This window comes from Achromobacter sp. FW305-C-13, assembly GCF_058783475.1.
Genome location: NZ_JBYSYN010000004.1, coordinates 414141 through 431809 on the forward strand (window position 1 = coordinate 414141; position 17669 = coordinate 431809).

General features: G+C 67.1%; 14 protein-coding genes and 1 tRNA gene. 3 read left to right on the forward strand and 12 right to left on the reverse strand.

The window, feature by feature from the left end; all coding sequences use genetic code 11:
* Positions 1-8: 8 nt before the first annotated feature.
* The gene (locus AC3WMU_RS25530; RefSeq protein WP_006227312.1) at positions 9-548 is read left to right on the forward strand and encodes a TlpA disulfide reductase family protein; all 540 of its coding nucleotides are present in this window, start codon (positions 9-11) and stop codon (positions 546-548) included.
* Positions 549-554: 6 nt separating this feature from the next.
* On the opposite strand, the gene AC3WMU_RS25535 is transcribed toward AC3WMU_RS25530, so the two are convergent.
* The 7 genes from AC3WMU_RS25535 to fdnG form a co-directional block, all read right to left on the reverse strand.
* Positions 555-650 (reverse strand) — tRNA-Sec (locus tag AC3WMU_RS25535).
* 12 nt (positions 651-662) lie between these two features.
* Positions 663-2609 (reverse strand): selenocysteine-specific translation elongation factor, encoded by a 1947-nt coding sequence (gene selB, locus AC3WMU_RS25540; RefSeq protein ID WP_492283137.1) that lies wholly within the window; start codon positions 2607-2609, stop codon positions 663-665.
* Entirely contained in the window at positions 2606-4036 is a 1431-nt protein-coding gene (gene selA / locus AC3WMU_RS25545) for an L-seryl-tRNA(Sec) selenium transferase (RefSeq protein WP_492283138.1), read from the reverse strand. Before selA ends, selB begins: the two co-directional genes overlap by 4 nt.
* Position 4037: 1 nt before the next feature.
* Complete coding sequence (gene fdhE, locus AC3WMU_RS25550; protein ID WP_088591258.1) at positions 4038-4970, reverse strand: formate dehydrogenase accessory protein FdhE; 933 nt, start codon at positions 4968-4970, stop codon at positions 4038-4040.
* A 261-nt stretch (positions 4971-5231) separates the two neighbouring features.
* Entirely contained in the window at positions 5232-5864 is a 633-nt protein-coding gene (locus tag AC3WMU_RS25555; protein ID WP_006227316.1) for a formate dehydrogenase subunit gamma, read from the reverse strand.
* Positions 5857-6756 (reverse strand): formate dehydrogenase subunit beta, encoded by a 900-nt coding sequence (fdxH, locus tag AC3WMU_RS25560; RefSeq protein WP_006227317.1) that lies wholly within the window; start codon positions 6754-6756, stop codon positions 5857-5859. The genes AC3WMU_RS25555 and fdxH overlap by 8 nt, the downstream gene beginning before the upstream one ends.
* 10 nt (positions 6757-6766) lie before the next feature.
* On the reverse strand, positions 6767-9835 hold the full coding sequence (fdnG, locus tag AC3WMU_RS25565; protein WP_159106391.1) for a formate dehydrogenase-N subunit alpha: 3069 nt from the start codon (positions 9833-9835) through the stop codon (positions 6767-6769).
* 263 nt (positions 9836-10098) lie between these two features.
* Here fdnG and AC3WMU_RS25570 point away from each other — a divergent pair, with 263 nt between their 5' ends.
* Both AC3WMU_RS25570 and AC3WMU_RS25575 read left to right on the forward strand, forming a co-directional pair.
* Positions 10099-11643, forward strand: coding sequence for a DUF1254 domain-containing protein (locus tag AC3WMU_RS25570; protein ID WP_492283139.1), 1545 nt, complete (start codon positions 10099-10101; stop codon positions 11641-11643).
* 79 nt (positions 11644-11722) lie between these two features.
* On the forward strand, positions 11723-12232 hold the full coding sequence (locus AC3WMU_RS25575; protein ID WP_006227321.1) for an acyl-CoA thioesterase: 510 nt from the start codon (positions 11723-11725) through the stop codon (positions 12230-12232).
* Positions 12233-12307: 75 nt separating this feature from the next.
* On the opposite strand, the gene AC3WMU_RS25580 is transcribed toward AC3WMU_RS25575, so the two are convergent.
* The 5 genes from AC3WMU_RS25580 to AC3WMU_RS25600 all read right to left on the reverse strand — a co-directional run bounded on the left by AC3WMU_RS25580 (position 12308) and on the right by AC3WMU_RS25600 (position 17557).
* Positions 12308-13315 (reverse strand): sterol desaturase family protein, encoded by a 1008-nt coding sequence (locus AC3WMU_RS25580; protein WP_315141348.1) that lies wholly within the window; start codon positions 13313-13315, stop codon positions 12308-12310.
* A gap of 2 nt (positions 13316-13317) precedes the next feature.
* The gene (locus AC3WMU_RS25585; protein WP_035214058.1) at positions 13318-14112 is read right to left on the reverse strand and encodes a polysaccharide deacetylase family protein; all 795 of its coding nucleotides are present in this window, start codon (positions 14110-14112) and stop codon (positions 13318-13320) included.
* Positions 14096-15076: a YVTN family beta-propeller repeat protein gene (locus AC3WMU_RS25590; RefSeq protein ID WP_446678360.1), complete on the reverse strand. Its 981-nt coding sequence runs from the start codon at positions 15074-15076 to the stop codon at positions 14096-14098. The genes AC3WMU_RS25585 and AC3WMU_RS25590 overlap by 17 nt, the downstream gene beginning before the upstream one ends.
* Positions 15077-15251: 175 nt before the next feature.
* Positions 15252-16106, reverse strand: a complete 855-nt coding sequence (locus AC3WMU_RS25595; protein WP_492283140.1) for a DUF2950 family protein — start codon at positions 16104-16106, stop codon at positions 15252-15254.
* A 23-nt stretch (positions 16107-16129) separates the two neighbouring features.
* Positions 16130-17557: a DUF3300 domain-containing protein gene (locus AC3WMU_RS25600; RefSeq protein ID WP_492283141.1), complete on the reverse strand. Its 1428-nt coding sequence runs from the start codon at positions 17555-17557 to the stop codon at positions 16130-16132.
* Between the last annotated feature and the right edge of the window lie 112 nt (positions 17558-17669).

Genomic DNA, 17669 nt, shown 5'->3' on the forward strand with positions numbered 1-17669 from the left:
AAGCCGCCTTGATCAGCCGTCGCCGCCTGCTGCAATCCGGCCTGTCGCTGGCCGCCCTGCCCGGCTGGGCGCGGGCCGCCAGCGACTCGGCGCTGAAAACCGCCACCGGCCCCGACTGGGCGCCGTGGACCGCGCCCACGCCCGCCCTCGTCCTGCCCGACCTGGCCGGCCGCGAACAGAAGCTCTCGGCCTGGCGCGGCAACGTCGTCATCGTCAGTTTCTGGGCCACCTGGTGCGAGCCCTGCCGCGATGAAATCCCGTTGATGTCCGCCATGGCCAAGCGCCACCGCGAAGAAGGCTTGCGGCTGGTGGCCGTGAACGTCGGCGAAGCGCTGGGCAAGGTCTCGACCTTCCTGGCGAAATGGCCCGTGGCCGGCACGGTGCTGCATGACCGCAACAGCGCGGCGTCCAAGAAATGGGAAGCGATCGGATTGCCCGCCAACTACCTGGTGGACCGCGGCGGATCGATCCGGTATTGGCATTTGGGGGAACTGGACTGGCAGTCGGATCGCGTGACGGGCGTGGTGACGCGGATGCTGCGCAGTTAAAGCGTGTGGCGGAAGGCAGCAGGAGTCGAACCTACCTGGGAACGTCTGACGCCCCCAACTGGGTTTGAAGCCCAGCCGTGCCGCCGGGCACGAATGCCTTCCTCAGCAGCCCGCCTATGATACCGGCTCTGCGTTCACCTGCATGGCCGCGTACGCGCTTTCCGCCCGCAAGACGTGCGTATCGCGCACCCGCCGCGTATAGCCCACCCGGTCGAAGAACTCCAGGATCTGGATGGCGCGCTTGCGGCCCAGCCCCGTCGCATCGCGGAACACCGCTGCGTTCAGGCCCGCCGGCTGCGCCGCCAGGTCCGCCGCGATCCGCGCCAGCGCCCGCACCTGGCCCCGGTGATAGAAGAGGTCCTTCACCACCTGCGCCACGTCGCCGCGGCGCAGCAGCTTGCGTAGCAACTGCCGCACGCGCTCTTCGGGTTCGTTCTGCGTGCGGGCCAGGTCGCGCACCCAGGGCGGATCGAAGGCGCCCTGCTCCAGCAATGGCAGCAGGCGCGCGGCCAGCGCCGATTCCGCGTCGGCCAGCGTGGAGGTATGGGCCGGCAGATGCAGCCAGGGGCCGTTGCGCGCCACGCGCCCGTCGCGCTGCAGATGGTCCAGCACGGCCGTCCACAAAGCGTCCGGCCCCACCGGCATCGCCATCCGGCGCAAGCGCGCGCTGTCCGGACCCGGCTCATCGGGCGCGCTTTGATGGAAGGCCGCCAGGGCCTGTTCGACGCGCTCGCGCAAGGCGTCCCAATGCATGGCCAGGATCAGGGTGCGCGGCGCCTGCGCATTGCGCGTCTCGATCCACAACGCGCCATGCGGCGCTTCGATCGCGCGCACGGGCCTGCCGGTCAGGCGCTGCAAGGCGCCTTCATCCAACCCGAGCGGCGCGTGCGCCAGCACCGGCGGCAGGCCGCCTCCGTCCAGCATGTCGGACAACGCCTGCAAGCCTTGCAGGCGCGAGGCCGCCCGGCGCTTGCGGTCCGGCGCATTCGGGTCCAGCACGCGGCCGCCGCCGACGGTGCGCGTCGCCTGCGCATTGCGCACGATGTAGCGGTCGCCCGGCATGGCGCAGACCGGCTCGTCAAAGACCAATTGCACCCAGCCGGACTGACCCGGCGCCAGCGTCTCGGCGCTAAGCGGCACCACGTGCGCCACGTGGCGCGCGGCGCCGATGTGCACGTGCAGCGGCGCCCAGGCGCGCACGGGCGCGTCGGCGGAAGCAAGCAGCGTCAAAGCCACGTCGATATGGCGCGAAGGCAGGAAGCAGCGGGCGTCCGCGATCCAGTCGCCGCGCGCAATGGCGTTCTTGTCGATGCCGGCCAGGTTCAGCGCGCAGCGCTGGCCCGCCACGCCGGTTTCGCTGGGCTGGTTCTGCGCGTGGATGCTGCGCACGCGCACCCGCGTGCCCGCAGGCATCAAGCGCAGATCGGCCGTGTCGTCGCCCGCGCGGGCCTGGCCCGCGTGCGCGGTGCCGGTCACCACGGTGCCGTGCCCCGCCAGCGTGAACACGCGGTCCACCGCCAGCCGGAACAGGCCGGCGCCGTCGCGCTGGTGCAGGCCTTCAGCCTGCGCGTGCAGATAGGATTTCAGTTCCGCGGTGCCGGCATCGCCCGCTTGCGAGGCCTGCACCGCGAACACCGGCGCGCCCGCCAGGAAGGTGCCGGCGGCAAGAGCCGCGATCTCGGCGCGCACGGCCGCTTGTTGGGCGGCGTCGGCGCGGTCGGTCTTGGTGAGCGCCACCGCGCCTTGCGCCACGCCCAGCAGGGACAGGATGGCCAGGTGTTCGCGCGTCTGCGGCATGACGCCGTCGTCCGCCGCCACCACCAGCAGGCCGAAGTCGATGCCACTGGCGCCGGCCGCCATCGTATGCACCAGCTTCTCGTGGCCGGGCACGTCAATGAAGCCCAGCACGTCGCCATTGGCCAGCGGCGTATAGGCATAGCCGAGTTCGATGGAAATGCCGCGCGCTTTCTCTTCCTTGAGCCGGTCGGTGTCGACGCCAGTCAAGGCGCGCACCAGCGTGGTCTTGCCGTGGTCGATATGGCCGGCGGTGCCGATGATCATGCCAGGGGCTCCGCCAGCTGCGCGGCAAAGGCGGCCTCGTCGCGCGCTTCCAGGCAGCGCAGGTCCAGCCACAAGGCGTCGTCGGCGATGCGGCCGATGACGGGCGTGGGCAGGCGGCGCAATTGCGCCTCGAGCTTGTCCAAGTGGCGCCCCGGCCGCCCGCTGCCCGTGTAGCGCACCGCCAGCCCCCAACTGGGCAACTGGTCCACCGGCAGCGCCCCGCTGCCGATCTGGCTGAACATGGGCACGGCCTCGACCGCATAGGAGGCGCCGGCCGCATGCGCCAGCACGCCACGCAGCCGTTCGGCCTGCGGCTGGATCTCGCGCTGCGGGCGGGTCAGGAGGCGCAAGGTGGTCAGGCGCTGCGCCAGGAATTCCGGCGCGCGGTACAGGCCCAGCACGGGCTCCAGCGCGGCCAGCGTCAGCTTGCTGACGCGCAAGGCGCGCTTGAGCGGATTCTTCTTGATCTTGCGGATCAGGTCGGCGCGGCCCACCAGCAGGCCGGCCTGCGGGCCGCCCAGCAGCTTGTCGCCGCTGAAGGTCACCAGATCAGCGCCAGCGGCGATGGTTTCGCGCACCGTGTCTTCCTTGGGTAGGCCGAACTGGGTCAGGTCCACGAGCGTGCCGCTGCCCAGGTCCACCGTGGCCGGCAGCCCTTTCGCGTGCGCCAGCGCCGCCACCTCGGCCACGCCGACGCTTTTGGTGAAACCGGTGACGGCGTAGTTGCTGCAATGCACCTTCATCAGCATCGCCGTGCGCGGGCCGATGGCGTTGTCGTAGTCGGCGGCGTGCGTGCGGTTGGTGGTGCCCACTTCCACCAGCTTGGCGCCCGCGCGCTTCATGATGTCGGGGATACGAAACGCGCCGCCGATCTCGACCAGTTCACCGCGCGACACCACGACCTCGCGCCGGTCGGCCAGCGCGTTGAGCATCAGCAGGACGGCGGCGGCGTTGTTATTGACGACGGTCGCGGCCTCGGCGCCGGTCAGTTCGCACAGCAGCTCGTCGATCAGGTCGTCGCGGTCGCCGCGGCCACCGGTGTCCAGATCGAACTCCAGGTTGGCAGGCGTGGTCAGCGCGCGCAGCACCGACGCGACCGCCTCGTCGGGCAGCAGCGCCCGCCCCAGATTGGTGTGCAACACCGTGCCGGTCAGGTTGTAGACGGCGCGCAGGCGCGGCTGGGCCGCCTTGTCCAACGCCGCCGACACGCGGGCGGCCACCACCGGCGCATCCAGTTCGTTGCGCGGCAACTGGCCGGCCAACGCGCGCTGGCGCTGCGCGTCCAGGTCGCGCCGCAGCGCCGCCACCACCTGGGTGCGGCCGTGCGTGTCCAAAGCGGCGCGCAGGGCGTCGGCGTTCAGCAGGCGATCCAGCGGCGGGATGTCGGACACGGCGGCCACGGCGCCCTCTGACGGGTGCTCGGCCATGCTATTCCTCGGCGCCATGCCACAACAGGGGGTTGCCGCTGGCGCGCGAATAACCCGCTTCGCCCACCAGCACGTCCAGCATCAGGCTGGCCAGGTCGTCGGCCACCGGCTCCACGTGCAGGTCCTTGTCCTGATAGAAGATCTTGCGGTACGTGTGGCAGTGGTCGCAGGTCTCGGCCTTGATGGCGGGCGAGCGGCCGTCGATGGCTTGGTACGCCACCGATTCCACGTCTTCGCAGTGCGTGCACTTCACGCGCACCATGTGCCATTGCGTGGCGCACAGGCTGCAGCACAGGTAGCGATAGCCTTCAAACTGGCCGCCCACGCGCACCACGCTGGCCACCGGCAGGCTGGCGCAGACGGGGCAGACGCCGAACGGGCTGACCACCGGCAACTGCTTGTCGTCGAAGCGGCTGGCCAGATCGGTCCAGTAAACCTGCAAGGCCGCCATCACGAAGGGCGCCGCAGCGCTGTCCACGCCCTGGTCCTGCTCGGCCAACACGGCTTCAGCCAGGTCTTCCAGCGATTCAGGGTCTTCGTCCACCGCCCGGCGCAGCGCGGCGCAGACCTCGATGGCTTCGGCCGGCACGTTCTTGCCGCGCGACACCTCGTCCACCAGCTGCGCCAGGATGTTGCGCCACATCGGGTCGCGCGGCCAGCCGATAGCCTGCAAAGGCGGCATGCCATGGGCCTGCGCCAGCGCGACGCGGTCTTCCGACGCCTCCGGCGCCGCACAGTCTTTCAGCGCGCGCTGCTGGGCGTCAACCAATTGCGCCATCAGCAAAAGATAGTCAGCGACGGGACTATCGGCCGCCAATTGCCGCAAGCGCGCGGCACGCGTCGCAAACACCGACGCGCGGTCGGGCAGGCTGACGCGGGGGATGACATTATGGTCTAGCGCTTCGATCTCGCCGCGCGGAAGAATTCGCTGCAATGGTGTCTCCAAGAAAACAAACACGGCTGCTGGCCTTCAAAGAAGGATAGCAGCCGTAGGCAACTACGTGGACGCGGCGAGGGGGGCCCCGTCCCTCCGCCGGGCCGCCCCAAGGAGGGACCACCCCCTCGGGGGGCAGGAAGCGCGCACAGCGCGTGCGCCGTGGGGGCCCCTCCCTCCGCTGGGCCGCCCCAAGGAGGGACCGCCCCCTCGGGGGGCAGGAAGCGCGCACAGCGCGCGCGCCGTGGGGGCCCCTCCCCTCTACTTTCGGATCTGTTCGCGGAACCACGCGCGGTGGTGTTTCCACGCCCAGCCGGCGGTGACATAACCCCGCAGCATCGCGGTGAGCGATCCCTTGACCCAGATCGCCGCGTAGATGTGCACGATGATCGAGCAGATCAGCACCAGCGCCGTCACGGCATGCACGACGGACGCCACCCGCACCACCCAGATGGGGAAGTAGAACGCGAAGAACTCGCGCCAGATCACGATGCCGCTGGCAAACAGCCCCAGCATGCACAGCACCAGCACATAGAACAGCAGCTTCTGGCCGGCGTTGTACTTACCGACTTCGGGCAGCTTTTCTTCGCGGTTCTCGACCACGTCGTTCAGTTGCTTAAGCCACTGGCGGTCGGCTTTCGTCATTACGTTGTGCCGCCACATGTGGCCGGCAAACACGACGAAGCAGGCGAACATCACCACCCCGATGAAGGGGTGCAGGATACGCGTCCAAGGGCCGCCGCCAAACAGGTTGGACAACCAGTACATCGACGGGTGGAACAGCGCCAGCCCGGACAACGCCAACAGGATGAACGTAAGGGCAATGATCCAGTGGTTGGTGCGCTCGCCCGGCGTATAGCGCTTGATCCGGCGGTGACGGTGGTCTTCACTCATGGCGCACCTCCTCTTCGGCACGGCGTTCGTCTTCTTCCGAAACCTCGTTGCGGCCCACGCGGGCGTAGTGGAAGAAGCCCGCCAAGGCGGTCAGGGCCATCATGGCCACGCCCAGCGGTTTGGCCAGCCCCTTCCACAACGACACCATGGGGCTGATATGCGGGTCTTTGGGCAGCCCGTGATACAGCCCGGGCTGGTCGGCGTGATGCAGCACATACATGACGTGGGTGCCGCCCACGCCTTGCGGGTCATACAGGCCAGCCTGATCGAAACCGCGGGACTTCAAGTCCACGATCCGTTCTTCGGCATGCTGCTTCATGTCTTCCTTGGTGCCGAACACGATGGCGCCGGTGGGACAGGCCTTGACGCACGCCGGCTCCTGGCCAACGGCCACGCGGTCGGAACACAAGGTGCACTTGTACGCCTTGTGGTCTTTCTTGGAAATGCGCGGCACATTGAACGGGCAGCCGGTGATGCAGTAGCCGCAGCCAATACAGTTTTCTTCGTGGAAGTCCACGATGCCGTTGGTGTACTGGATGATGGCGCCCGGCGAGGGGCAGGCTTTCAGACAGCCCGGGTCCTCGCAGTGCATGCAGCCGTCCTTGCGGATCAGCCATTCCAGGTCGCCGGCGGGGTTCTCGTATTCCGAGAAGCGCATCACGGTCCAGGAATGCTCGGTCAGGTCGGCCGGGTTGTCGTAGACGCCCACGTTGGTGCCGATCTCGTCGCGCAGATCGTTCCATTCCATACAGGCGCTTTGGCAAGCCTTGCACCCGATGCACTTGGAGACGTCGATCAGCTTGGCGACCGAACCCGTAATGGGTTCACGGATGCCCGGCGGCGGGGTCGTGGTGGCGGAGCGCCGCTTGATGTCTAGGGATTGCATGGACATGTCGGTTCTCCTAAGCCTTCTCGACCTTGACCAGGAACGACTTGAATTCCGGTGTTTGGGAATTGCCATCGCCCACGACCGGCGTCAACGTGTTGGTCAGGAAGCCGGGTTTGGCCAGGCCCACAAAACCCCAGTGGATGGGAATACCCACGTGGTGCACGGTCTTGCCCTCGATGGTCAGCGCGCGCAAGCGCTTGGTGACCAGCGCCACGGCCTTGATGTAGCCGCGGTTGGACGAGACCTTCACGCGCGACCCGTTGGCGATGCCCAGTTCCTTGGCCAGCGCGTCGCCGATTTCCACGAACTGCTCGGGCTGGAGAATGGCGTTGATGCGCACGTTCTTCGTCCAGTAGTGGAAGTGCTCGGTCAGGCGGTAGGTAGTGGCCACGTACGGGAACTTGTCCGCCGTGCCCATCGCGGCCAGGTCGTCCTTGAAGACGCGCGCCGCCGGGTTGCTGGTGACGCCCTTGGCCTTGGGATATAGCGGGTTGTAGCCCAGCGGCGTCTCGAAGGGCTCGTAGTGTTCAGGGAAAGGCCCTTCGGCCATGCCCGCCCGCGCAAAGAAGCGCGCCACGCCTTCCGGGTTCATGATGAACGGACCCATACCGCCGTCCGGGTTCTCGTCTCCCTTGAAGTCGGGAATGTCCGCGCCCACCCAGATCTTGCCGTTCCACGAGATCAGGCTGCGCCGCGGGTTGAATGGCTTGCCGGACACGTCGCACGACGCGCGGTTGTACAGGATGCGACGGTTGGCAGGCCACGCCCAGGCCCAGTTCAGGGTCTGGCCGATTCCGGTGGGGTCGCTGTTGTCGCGGCGGGCCATCAGGTTGCCGCCAGGGCCCCAGGCGCCAGCGAAGATCCAACAGCCGCTAGCCGTTGAACCGTCGTCGCGCAGCTCCGCAAAACCCGCCACTTGCTCACCGCCCTTGCGCACGAGCTTGGTGGGATCCTTGGGGTCCATGACGTCCACCAACGCCTTGCCTGAATATTCCTTGGCCAGCTCTTCCGCGGTGGGGCTTTGCGGATTGGAGTACGGCCAGGACAGGTTGACGATGGGGTCGGGGTACTTGCCGCCTTCCTCCTGGTACATCTTGCGCAGGCGCGTGAAGATCAGCGACATGATTTCGATGTCGCTCTTGGCTTCGCCCGGAGGCTCGGCGCCCTTCCAGTGCCATTGCAGCCAGCGCCCGGAGTTCACCAGCGCACCGTCTTCCTCGGCGAAACAGGTGGTGGGCAGGCGGAAGACCTCGGTCTGGATCTTGGTGGGGTCCACATCGTTGTGTTCGCCCGCGTTGCGCCAGAACTCCGAGGTCTCGGTGACCAGCGGGTCCATGATGACCAGGAACTTCAGCTTGGCGAAACCGTCGTTCAGCTTGCCCTTGTTGGGCGCGGCTGCCAGGGGGTTGAAGCCCTGCGCGATGTAGCCGTTCATCTTGCCCTGGACCATGAGCTCGTAGACCTGCAGCATGTCGTACATCTTGTCGAGCTTGGGCAGGTAGTCGAACGCCCAATTGTTCTCGGCAGTGGCCGACTTGCCCCACCAGGCCTTCATCAGGCTCACGTGGAACTTGCTGTAGTTTTGCCAGTAGCTGAGCTGGTTGGGCCGCAGGGGCTTCAACGCGCGCGTCTCGATGTACTTGGCGTAGTCCTGTTCGGGCTCGTTGGGCAGGGTCATGTAGCCCGGCAGCAGATTCGACATCAGGCCCAGATCGGTCAGGCCCTGGATGTTCGAGTGCCCGCGCAGCGCGTTCATGCCGCCGCCCGCAATACCGATATTGCCCAGCAGCAGCTGCACCATGGCGCCGGTACGGATGATCTGCGAGCCGATGGAGTGCTGCGTCCAACCCAGCGCGTACAGGATCGTGGCGGCGCGGTCGGTGGTGGCCGTGGAGGCCAGCATGTCGCACACCTTCAGGAACTTGTCCCGCGGCGTGCCGCACACGCGCTCGACCATCTCTTCGGTGTAGCGCGAGTAGTGCTTCTTCATCAGCTGATACACCGTGCGCGGATGCGTCAGCGTGGGGTCCGTCTTGACGAAACCGTCGTCGCCGCGTTCGTAGTCCCAGCTTGCCTTGTCGTACGTGCGCTTCTCGGCGTTGTAGCCCGAGTACAGGCCCGCGTCGAACGTGAAGTCCTCGCGCACGATGTAGGAAAAGTCGGTGTAGTTGCGCACGTACTCGTGCTGGATCTTGTCGTGATCCAACAGGTACTTGATGACGCCACCCAGGAAGATGATGTCGGTGCCGGTGCGTATGGGCGCGTAGAAGTCCGCCACGGATGCCGAGCGCGTAAAGCGCGGATCCACGACGATCAGCTTCGCCTTGTTATGGGCTTTCGCTTCCGTGACCCATTTGAACCCGCACGGGTGGGCCTCGGCGGCATTGCCGCCCATGATCAATACTACGTCCGCGTTCTTGATGTCGACCCAATGGTTCGTCATCGCTCCACGGCCAAACGTCGGGGCAAGACCTGCCACCGTCGGGCCATGTCAGACACGGGCTTGATTGTCGAACGCCAGCATCCCCATGCTGCGCACTGTCTTGTGCGTGATGTAGCCCACCTCGTTGCTGCTTGCCGAGGCGGCCAGCATGCCGGTAGTCAGCCACCGGTTTACCGTTTTGCCGTCCGCGGTCTTCTCGACGAAGTTCGCGTCGCGGTCGGCTTTCATGAGCTTGGTGATGCGCGTCAGGGCGTCGTCCCACGACATCCGTACCCATTTGTCCGACCCGGGCGCCCGGTATTCCGGGAACTTCAGGCGGTTGGGGCTGTGGATGAAGTCGATCAGGGCCGCGCCCTTCGGACAGAGCGTGCCGCGGTTGACGGGGTGGTCGGGGTCGCCTTCGATGTGCATGATGCTGGCGCGCGCGTTCTTGGCGCCGTCGCCCAGACCGTACATCAGCAAACCGCAGGCGACCGAACAGTAGGGACAGGTGTTGCGCGTTTCGGTCATGCGCGCAAGTTTGTACTGGCGCACCTCAGCCATGGCTGTGCCGGGAGCAACCCCGAGCAATGCCAGGCTGGAGCCTGCCAGGGTTGCACCTGTCACCTTGAAGAACTGGCGGCGATTCATGTTGACCATGAAGCACTCCTCTCCTGGTGAATGACGAAAGCCGGAGGCTCGTCCGAAGGAAAAAGCCCTACAACTTCCAAGGATATTCCAACAAGTATATTCCGAAGCCGCATGGCCGTGCCATGGGTCAAACCCGCTGGCGCCCGGGATTTGGCAGCGAAATGGGAGTTGTTCGCAGATTTTGGAGGGTCGGCAGGCTGCTACCATTGCCGGCGGCCGTGGCTAGACCGGCCCTTTTCCACCCATATTTTTGCCTGACCGCTGGAGCGCCGATGCGCCGCTTTGCCCCGCTGGCCCTGTCCCTTGCCGCCCTGGCCGGGGCGCCCGCCCCCGCCGCCGCAGCCCCCGCGCGCGCCGCCCTGACGCCGGCCGCCGCCGCCACCGAGGCCGCCCATCAGGCGGCCATGGACGGCTACCTGTATTTCTACCCCCTCGTCACGATGGACCTGACGCGGCGCCAGTTCACGCACCCGTCGCAGGGCGCCCAGGGCGCACCGTCCAACGCGTTCCTGCATGTCCGCACCCTGCCCCAGCCGGGCGCGGCTACACCGTGGGCCAACCCCGACATGCTGCGCAGCACCGGCTGGCTGGACCTGACGGCCGGCCCCGTGGTGCTGTCGGTGCCGGATACCCAGGGCCGGCGGTACACGCTGACCCTGCTGGACATGTGGACGGACGTGTTCGCCGCGCTGGGCAAACGCACGACCGGCACGGCCAAGGGCAACACCGTGATCGTGCCGCCGGGCTGGACGGGCACGCTGCCCTCGGGTATGGCGCGCATCGACGCCCCCACGGCGCACGTGTGGGCAAAGGTGCTGATCCAGACCGACGGACCGGCCGACTACGCCGCCGTCAACGCCCTGCAGGACGGCTTCACGCTGACGCCGCTTGCGCAATGGAACCTGCCCGCGCAATCGCAGCGTGTGAAATCCGACCCGAACCTGGACCTGAAGATCCCGGTGCGCGAACAGGTGGAATCCATGCCCACCGACGCCTTTTTCACCTACGCGGCGGAATTGCTGCGCAAGGATCCGCCGCACGCGACCGATCAGCCGGTGCTGGCGCAGTTGCGCCGGGTGGGCCTGATCGCCGGCAGGACCTTCGAATTCGACCGCCTGGACCATCCCGCCAAGCAAGGCATGCGCCGGGGCCTGCGCGCCGGACGTGAACGCATGGAAGCTGCCGCCGGCGGCACGCTGCGCGCCGTCAACGGCTGGCAGCAGGAAACCGCCAGCGTCGGCGTGTATGGCAGCGCCTATCTGCGCCGCGCGCTGGCGGCCCAGGCCCAGCCGGGGTCGGGCTTGCCCGAAGACCAGATGGTGCTGCTGCTGGCGGCCGACAGCCAGGGTGCGCCGATCGATGGCGCGCACCGCTACGTGCTGCACTTTGAAAGCGGCCAGTTGCCGCCCGCGGGCGCGGCGTGGTCACTGGCCGCCTATGATGGCCAGGGCATGCCGGTGGCCAACCTGCTGAACCGCTACGCGCTGGGCGACCGCGCGCCCTTGCGCTACAACGCCGACGGCTCGCTGGACGTGCACGTCAGCCATGCGCCGCCCGCGCCCGAGGAACAGGCCAATTGGCTGCCCGTTGCGGCCGCGGGGCCGGTGACCGTGCTGCTGCGCGCCTATGAGCCGGGCCCGGCTTTGCTGGACGGCTTGTGGATGCCACCGCCGTTGGTGCGCGACGAACCGCAACCGGTGGCGGAGACGGCGCCGGCGGTGGAGGCTCCCGTGGCGGAGCCAGTGGCCGAGACGGCGCCCGCCGCGCCGGCCAATGCCGCGCCGAAGACCGCGCCCCCCGGGGCGAAGAAACCCTAGACGCGGCGCGAATGACGGCGCCATGACAGGCGCCTGCCGCTACCATAGGCGTTTTATTTCTGAATGATGAGCGCCCGCCATGGACGACGCCTTTAGCCACCAATTGTCGATGACCATCCTGATGACGCCGGACATGGCGAATTTCTCAGGGAACGTGCACGGCGGAACCATCCTGAAGTACCTGGACCAGGTGGCCTACGCCTGTGCGAGCCGGTACGCCGGCCAATACGTGGTGACCCTGTCGGTCGACCAGGTCGTGTTCCGCGAACCCATCCACGTGGGCGAACTGGTGACCTTCCTGGCGGCGGTGAACTACACGGGACGCACCTCGATGGAGATCGGCATCAAGGTCGTCACTGAAGACATCCGCAAGAAGCTGGTGCGCCACACCAACAGCTGCTATTTCACGATGGTGGCGGTGGACGACAAGGGCGCGCCGACCGCCGTGCCGCCGCTGGCGCCGCGCAACCTGGAAGAGAAGCAGCGTTTCGAGGCCGCCCGCCTGCGCCGCGAACTGCGCCAGGAGATGGAACGCCGCCACGACGAGATCAAGCGCGAGACCACGCACGACGCGCCGCCGGCCGGCTGAAGAACTATGTCCATAAAAAAACCGAGCCACGCAGGCTCGGTTTTTTAATGGACGCAACCGTTCAGGCAGTTGCCGTCACGCGCGTTCCGCGGCGCCGGGTGGGCTGGGCGGCGCGGAGACGGGTTCGCGGTCGCGGCCCACCATGCGCTTTAGCCCCAGCCATTGCTGCGACCAGAAGCTGCGGCCGTAGTCGCGTCCGCCCAATTCGGCCTGCTGGTCGTGGATGCCCGTCGGGCCGTAGCCCACGCCAAAGCGGGCGGTGCGGAACAGCACGTCCCAGATCGGGAACAGCGCGGCGAAGTTGTAGCCGCCCACCGGCCCCGGCGAGGACGCGTCATAGGCGATGGAATGGTGATGGCGGTGAAAGCGCGGGCTGACCAGCAAGCGTTCGCCCAGCGCGCCGAAATGCATACGCAGGTTGGCGTGCGAGAAGCTCTGCGCCAGCTGGGTGATGGCCACCACGATCACGAATTGCGCGGGCGGCACGCCCACCAGCTGCGACACGAACACGACCAGCACGTCGCGCAGCATGTCGTCCAGCAGGTGATTGCGGTCGTCGCTCCAGATGGTCATCTGGCGCTGGCTGTGATGCACCGCATGCAACGCCCAGAGCCAGCTGAAACGGTGCTGGGCACGGTGATAGACGTAGTCCACCGCGTCGAACAGCAGCAGGTAGATGATCAGGCTGACCCAGGCCTTGTCCGTCACGCCGGGCCAGTACTGGTCCAGCTGGAACGGCGCAAAACCCCAGACGTGCAGTTGTCCGAAGATGCTGTCCCAGAACGGGTCGATCGTGAAGAACAGCGCCAGGCGGAACACGCCCAGGCGGTGGATCAGCGTGTACAGCACGTCGATGCCGATCTGGCGGCGGTCGGTGACGGCTTCAACCGGCCGCAGACGCTGCAAGGGGCCGAACACCAGCACCAGCACGGCGATCTGCACCAGGCCCACCAGCAGCCACATGGTGGCGTCGTAGCCGTCTTCGATGAAGTTGCTCATCCCCAGGTGAAACAGCGCAGGCTGGATCAGCGTTTCGAAGAGCCATTGCTGGCAGGCCCCGAAGAATTGACTAAGCGTATCCATGATCAGTGATGCGTGGCGATCCAATCGCGGTAAGCGGGATGCGTATTCAAGGTAGCAAAACAATAGCCCTTCTGCTGCAAGCCCACAATCAAGGGCTCGAGCACGGCGGGCGCCCAGGGGTCCTGGCGCGACCAGATGCCCAGGTGGGCCAGCAGGATGTCGCCCGGCTTGATGGTGCGCAGCGCCTGGTCCAGCAGCTTGGCATTGGGGTATTTATCGCTGGGCAGCTCGTCGCCCAGGAAGCCGGCGGGCGCCCAGCCCACGTGCTCGAATCCGCACGCCTTGGCCGCCTTCAGCAGCGCGGGCGAGGTCTTGCCGCCCGGCGCGCGGTAGATCGGCAGCATGTTCTGGCCCGTCATCTGATGAAAGCGGGTGGCCGAACGCTTGATCTCGGCGCAATACTGCTCGGCCGTCCATTCCTCGCGCTTGCCCGTTTCCGGGCCGGCGCTGGGCTTGACGCGGAACTTGCCGCCGGGCAGGTCGCCCTGCCAGTAGACGTGGTCGTACGTGTGCGAACCGAAGGCATGGCCTTCGGCCGCGCGCGCCTTCCACCACGGCGCCCACACGTCGTCCAGGCTCGCGCCGTCGGTCTTGGTGCGTTCATTGGCCAGGAAGAAGGTGACTTTGACATGATGGCGGTTGAGCACATCCGCGATCAACGGCGCCACGCCCATGTGGCCGGTGTCGAAGGTCAAGTAGACCGGCTTGTCGCACGTCGTCGGCGCCGCCGCGTTCGCCATCGGAACAGCGAACGCCAGGACCGCCGCGACGATACTGTTTCTAGCGGGTTGGCGCATGGTTCAAGGTCCACACACCGTGGGGGGACTTGCCGACCGACACCTGATTCACGACCTTCTTCTGCTCAAGGTCCACCACCGTCATCTTGCGCGCCCAGCGCGAGGTGACCAGCAGCGTCTTGCCGTCGGCCAGCACGTCCATGCAGTCGGGACCGCCGGGCACCGCGAAGGTGTCGGTGACGGTCAGCGTCTGCATGTCGATGCGGCTGATGGAATTGGCGGTGCGGTTGCTGACGAACAGGTGGCGCTTGTCGCCCTGCGCGCGGAAAGCGTGCGCGCCGGCGGCCGTGGGGATGCGCTTGACCAGTTTGGCGGGGCCGTTGCTGACGTCGTAGGCTTCGACGAACGAGTCGCCGGTCAGCGCCACGAGCAGCGTCTTCTGGTCCGGCGTCAGGAACACGTCGGCCGGCGTCTTGCCGACGGACACCGTCCACTTGGGCGTCTGCGTGGCCAGGTCGATGGCGATCAGCTGATCGCTGTCCTGCAGCGTCACGTAGGCCGTGGTGCTTTTCTTGTCGATCATGATGTGGCTGGGCGTCTTGCCCGCCGGGACGCGCTTGACCAGCTTCAGCTCGGCGCCCTTTTCCTGCGGCTGCCAGGCATAGATGTCGATATGGTCCAGGCGGTTGGCCGCCGTGACGAACCACTTCATGTCCGGCGAAAACTGCAACTGGTAGGGATCGACGATGCCGGTCAGCGTGCGCTGCACGTCGCCCGTCTTGGGATCCATCATCGTGATCGTGTTGCCGGTGGCGTTGGCCACCATCAACGACTTCTCATCCGGGGTCAGGTACAGGTGATGCGGCTCTTTGCCGGTCGGCACGCGCCGCAGTTCCTTGTAGGACACCGGATCGATGATGCTGACATTGGCGTCCAGGGAGTTCAGGACGAAAATCGGGGCGGATGCCGCCGCTGCGCTAAGCGCCATCCCTACGCCGGCCAGGGCGTAGCGGACAAAATGCAAGGGATTCAATTTCAAGGTCCGGCAAAAGGGGATCGGGCACCGATCCCAGTGCCCGCCATTTTAGGCACAGCCGCCTTTCAAAAGCGCAACAGTGGGGGGTTTGGCGACAAACGTACACGCCTGTTGCGACCCCGCAACAACCCCCACCTGAAAACCCTCTGAAAACACCGAAAAGTCATTTTGCGCCAACGGGTTGCGCGTTGGCGTCGACCCAGGCGCCGGAGGCGATATCGCGCTCTCGCAGCGCCGCCGCGCGGGACGCGGACGAAGGTCCCAGGTCTGCTTCCAGCACCCCGCCCTGCGGACCGATGACAAAGGTGCCGATGCCGGTCTGCCCGTAGCGCGCCGGCCACGCCACGATGCGGTAGGCGGTGTCCTGTCCGCCCGGCAGCACCTTGTAGCGGTAGCCGGCATAGGCGTCCGCCACGGGCACCTCCGGCCCCATCGCCAACGCGTCCGGCCCAAAGGCCTGCGGCGGGGAACCGGGCACTTCCGGCCAGTACAGGCCGTCCATGGTGCCGGGTCGGCTGACCAGGCGGCTCGCATAGCGGCCCTGTCCCACGCCTTGTTGATAGCGGGTCTGCGCGGCCTGCAGCTGCTGCAGGGTGTCAATCGCGGTCAGTTCATTGCGACCGATGGCGCGGCGCTGGATTTCAGCTTTGCCCGCAACCGGGTCGAACCGCCAGCCCTTGCCCGATTGCACGATGGGCACTGGCATGGTCCACCCGGAATCGCCGACCGCCAGCCACGAGCGGCCGCCGTCCGCGATGACCTCGTGCTTCTTGGCCCAGGCCGACAGGAAGCGGTAGATATCTTCCTGCGCCACGCCGCCCGGCACGATCTGCTTGTGATCGGGCCCCAGCACGCGGGCGATCGCGGCCGGGTCGCTGGTGGCCAACGCGTCGGCAAAGGCGTCGGCTGCCGCCTGCGACGTCGGATACACGCTTTGCGCCGCCACCGGGGCGGCCAACCCCAGCGCCAGCAATGTCGCGGCGCCCAGCACGCGGGCATGAACCCAGGCATTCGTCATGAAAGCTCCCTTGTCCATGGTGCTTACCTCCGGCCGCCGAAATGGCCACCGCCACCGCCGCCCATACGCCCGCCCCCGCCACCCATGTGCCCGCCACCGCCGCCGCCACGCTGAAAGCCGCTTCCGCCGCCGCCCCGGTTCATCTCGGTGCGCTGGCTTTGCTGGCGCATACGGTCGCCGTTGCCGGCGTCGTGCAGCGCGCTGCTGCTGTTGGACGCCCGGGCCCGGTCGCGGGCCGCGGACTCGTCGGCACGCTGGCGTTGCGCCGCTGCCTGCCGATCCGGGTTGGATGCACCCGAGGCGCGCGGCGTCTGGCCGCCTTGCGGCCGCTCACGGGCTCCTTGGGCACCGCCCGCGCCTTGCCCGCGCCCGGCCATGCCCTCGCCGCCCCGGCCGGCCGCGCCTTCGCCACGACGGGCACCCGGTTCTGCATGGCCCGGGATGGACTGCCCCGTGCGCCCCTCGAAGGATTGCGCCGCGCGGTCGCGCGCCGCGTCGCGGGAATTCGGCGCCGGCGCGGCGCCGGGCGGCCTGCCGCCCTGGCCTTGCCCCGGCCGCTGTTGACCCGCCTGGCGGTTCTGCAAGCCGGCCTGGCGCTGGTTGTCATAGCGCTGGCGGTTGGCCTGGTCCGCATAAGGCGTGTTGCCGCGGTTGGCAGGGTTGTGCTGCCACGCCACGTTATTGTTGTTGGCGTTGTTGATGCGCTGGTTGACGTTGACGTTGTTGTACCGGTTGACGTTGATGTCCACGTCGTTGTGTCCCCAGTTGAATCCGCCCCACATGGAATCCACGGCGGCCACGCCCAGGCCGAAACCGATGCCGGCCACCAGCGAGGTCGCGAACACCGAGCCCGGCGGCGGCGGATAGTAGTAAGGGGGATACGAGGGATAGGCCCAGGCGCCATAGACCACGGTCGGGTTGTAGCTGGGCACGTAGACGACTTGCGGGTCGGCGGGCTCGATCACCACCACGGTCTTGTTGTCGGTGGTGCTGGAGGTCACCTTCTGCTGCGGCGTACTCTTCAGGTTGCCGGCCTTTTGAGCCTGCGCGCGCAGCCGCTGGACCGAATCCATCACGCCGTCCGGCTGCGCCAGGAAGGCGTCGCCCACGGATTTCACCCAGTCGGGCTGCCGGCCCATCAGGTCCATGACCGACGGGAACGCCACCAGCGACTTGACGCTGGGGTCCCAGGTTTCGCCTTCGACGGCTTTGACTGCCTTGTCGCCGGATTCCGACGTGTGCGCGGCCGACCACTTGGCGGCGGCGGCAATGTCATCGGGGTAAGTGGCCCCCATGAGGATCTGCGACAGCAAGGAATCGGGGTACAGCGCGATCGGCGCCATCAACTGATCCAACTGCCCATTGTCCAGCTTGGTCTGCGCCACGGCGGGCAGGCAGACCGCCAGCCCCAGGCATAACCAGCCGATGAACCACCCTTGCAGTCGACGCATGAACCGTTCTCCGTGAAGCAACGCATAAAGCTACAAGCCAGGAGGAAACCGCCGGATATCGCGCTGACAATATATGCCTAACGCCGGCGCAAGGAAAGCGCCGGCGCCGTCG

What these genes read in the sequence shown, in the direction of transcription:
- AC3WMU_RS25585 (WP_035214058.1), bottom strand. Translation starts at nt 14,112, where the DNA reads ATGCGCCAACCCGCTAGAAACAGTATCGTCGCGGCGGTCCTGGCGTTC.
- AC3WMU_RS25600 (WP_492283141.1), bottom strand. Translation starts at nt 17,557, where the DNA reads ATGCGTCGACTGCAAGGGTGGTTCATCGGCTGGTTATGCCTGGGGCTG.
- fdxH (WP_006227317.1), bottom strand. Translation starts at nt 6,756, where the DNA reads ATGTCCATGCAATCCCTAGACATCAAGCGGCGCTCCGCCACCACGACC.
- AC3WMU_RS25575 (WP_006227321.1), top strand. Translation starts at nt 11,723, where the DNA reads ATGGACGACGCCTTTAGCCACCAATTGTCGATGACCATCCTGATGACG.
- selA (WP_492283138.1), bottom strand. Translation starts at nt 4,036, where the DNA reads ATGGCCGAGCACCCGTCAGAGGGCGCCGTGGCCGCCGTGTCCGACATC.
- selB (WP_492283137.1), bottom strand. Translation starts at nt 2,609, where the DNA reads ATGATCATCGGCACCGCCGGCCATATCGACCACGGCAAGACCACGCTG.
- AC3WMU_RS25595 (WP_492283140.1), bottom strand. Translation starts at nt 16,106, where the DNA reads ATGACGAATGCCTGGGTTCATGCCCGCGTGCTGGGCGCCGCGACATTG.
- AC3WMU_RS25580 (WP_315141348.1), bottom strand. Translation starts at nt 13,315, where the DNA reads ATGGATACGCTTAGTCAATTCTTCGGGGCCTGCCAGCAATGGCTCTTC.
- AC3WMU_RS25570 (WP_492283139.1), top strand. Translation starts at nt 10,099, where the DNA reads ATGCGCCGCTTTGCCCCGCTGGCCCTGTCCCTTGCCGCCCTGGCCGGG.
- AC3WMU_RS25555 (WP_006227316.1), bottom strand. Translation starts at nt 5,864, where the DNA reads ATGAGTGAAGACCACCGTCACCGCCGGATCAAGCGCTATACGCCGGGC.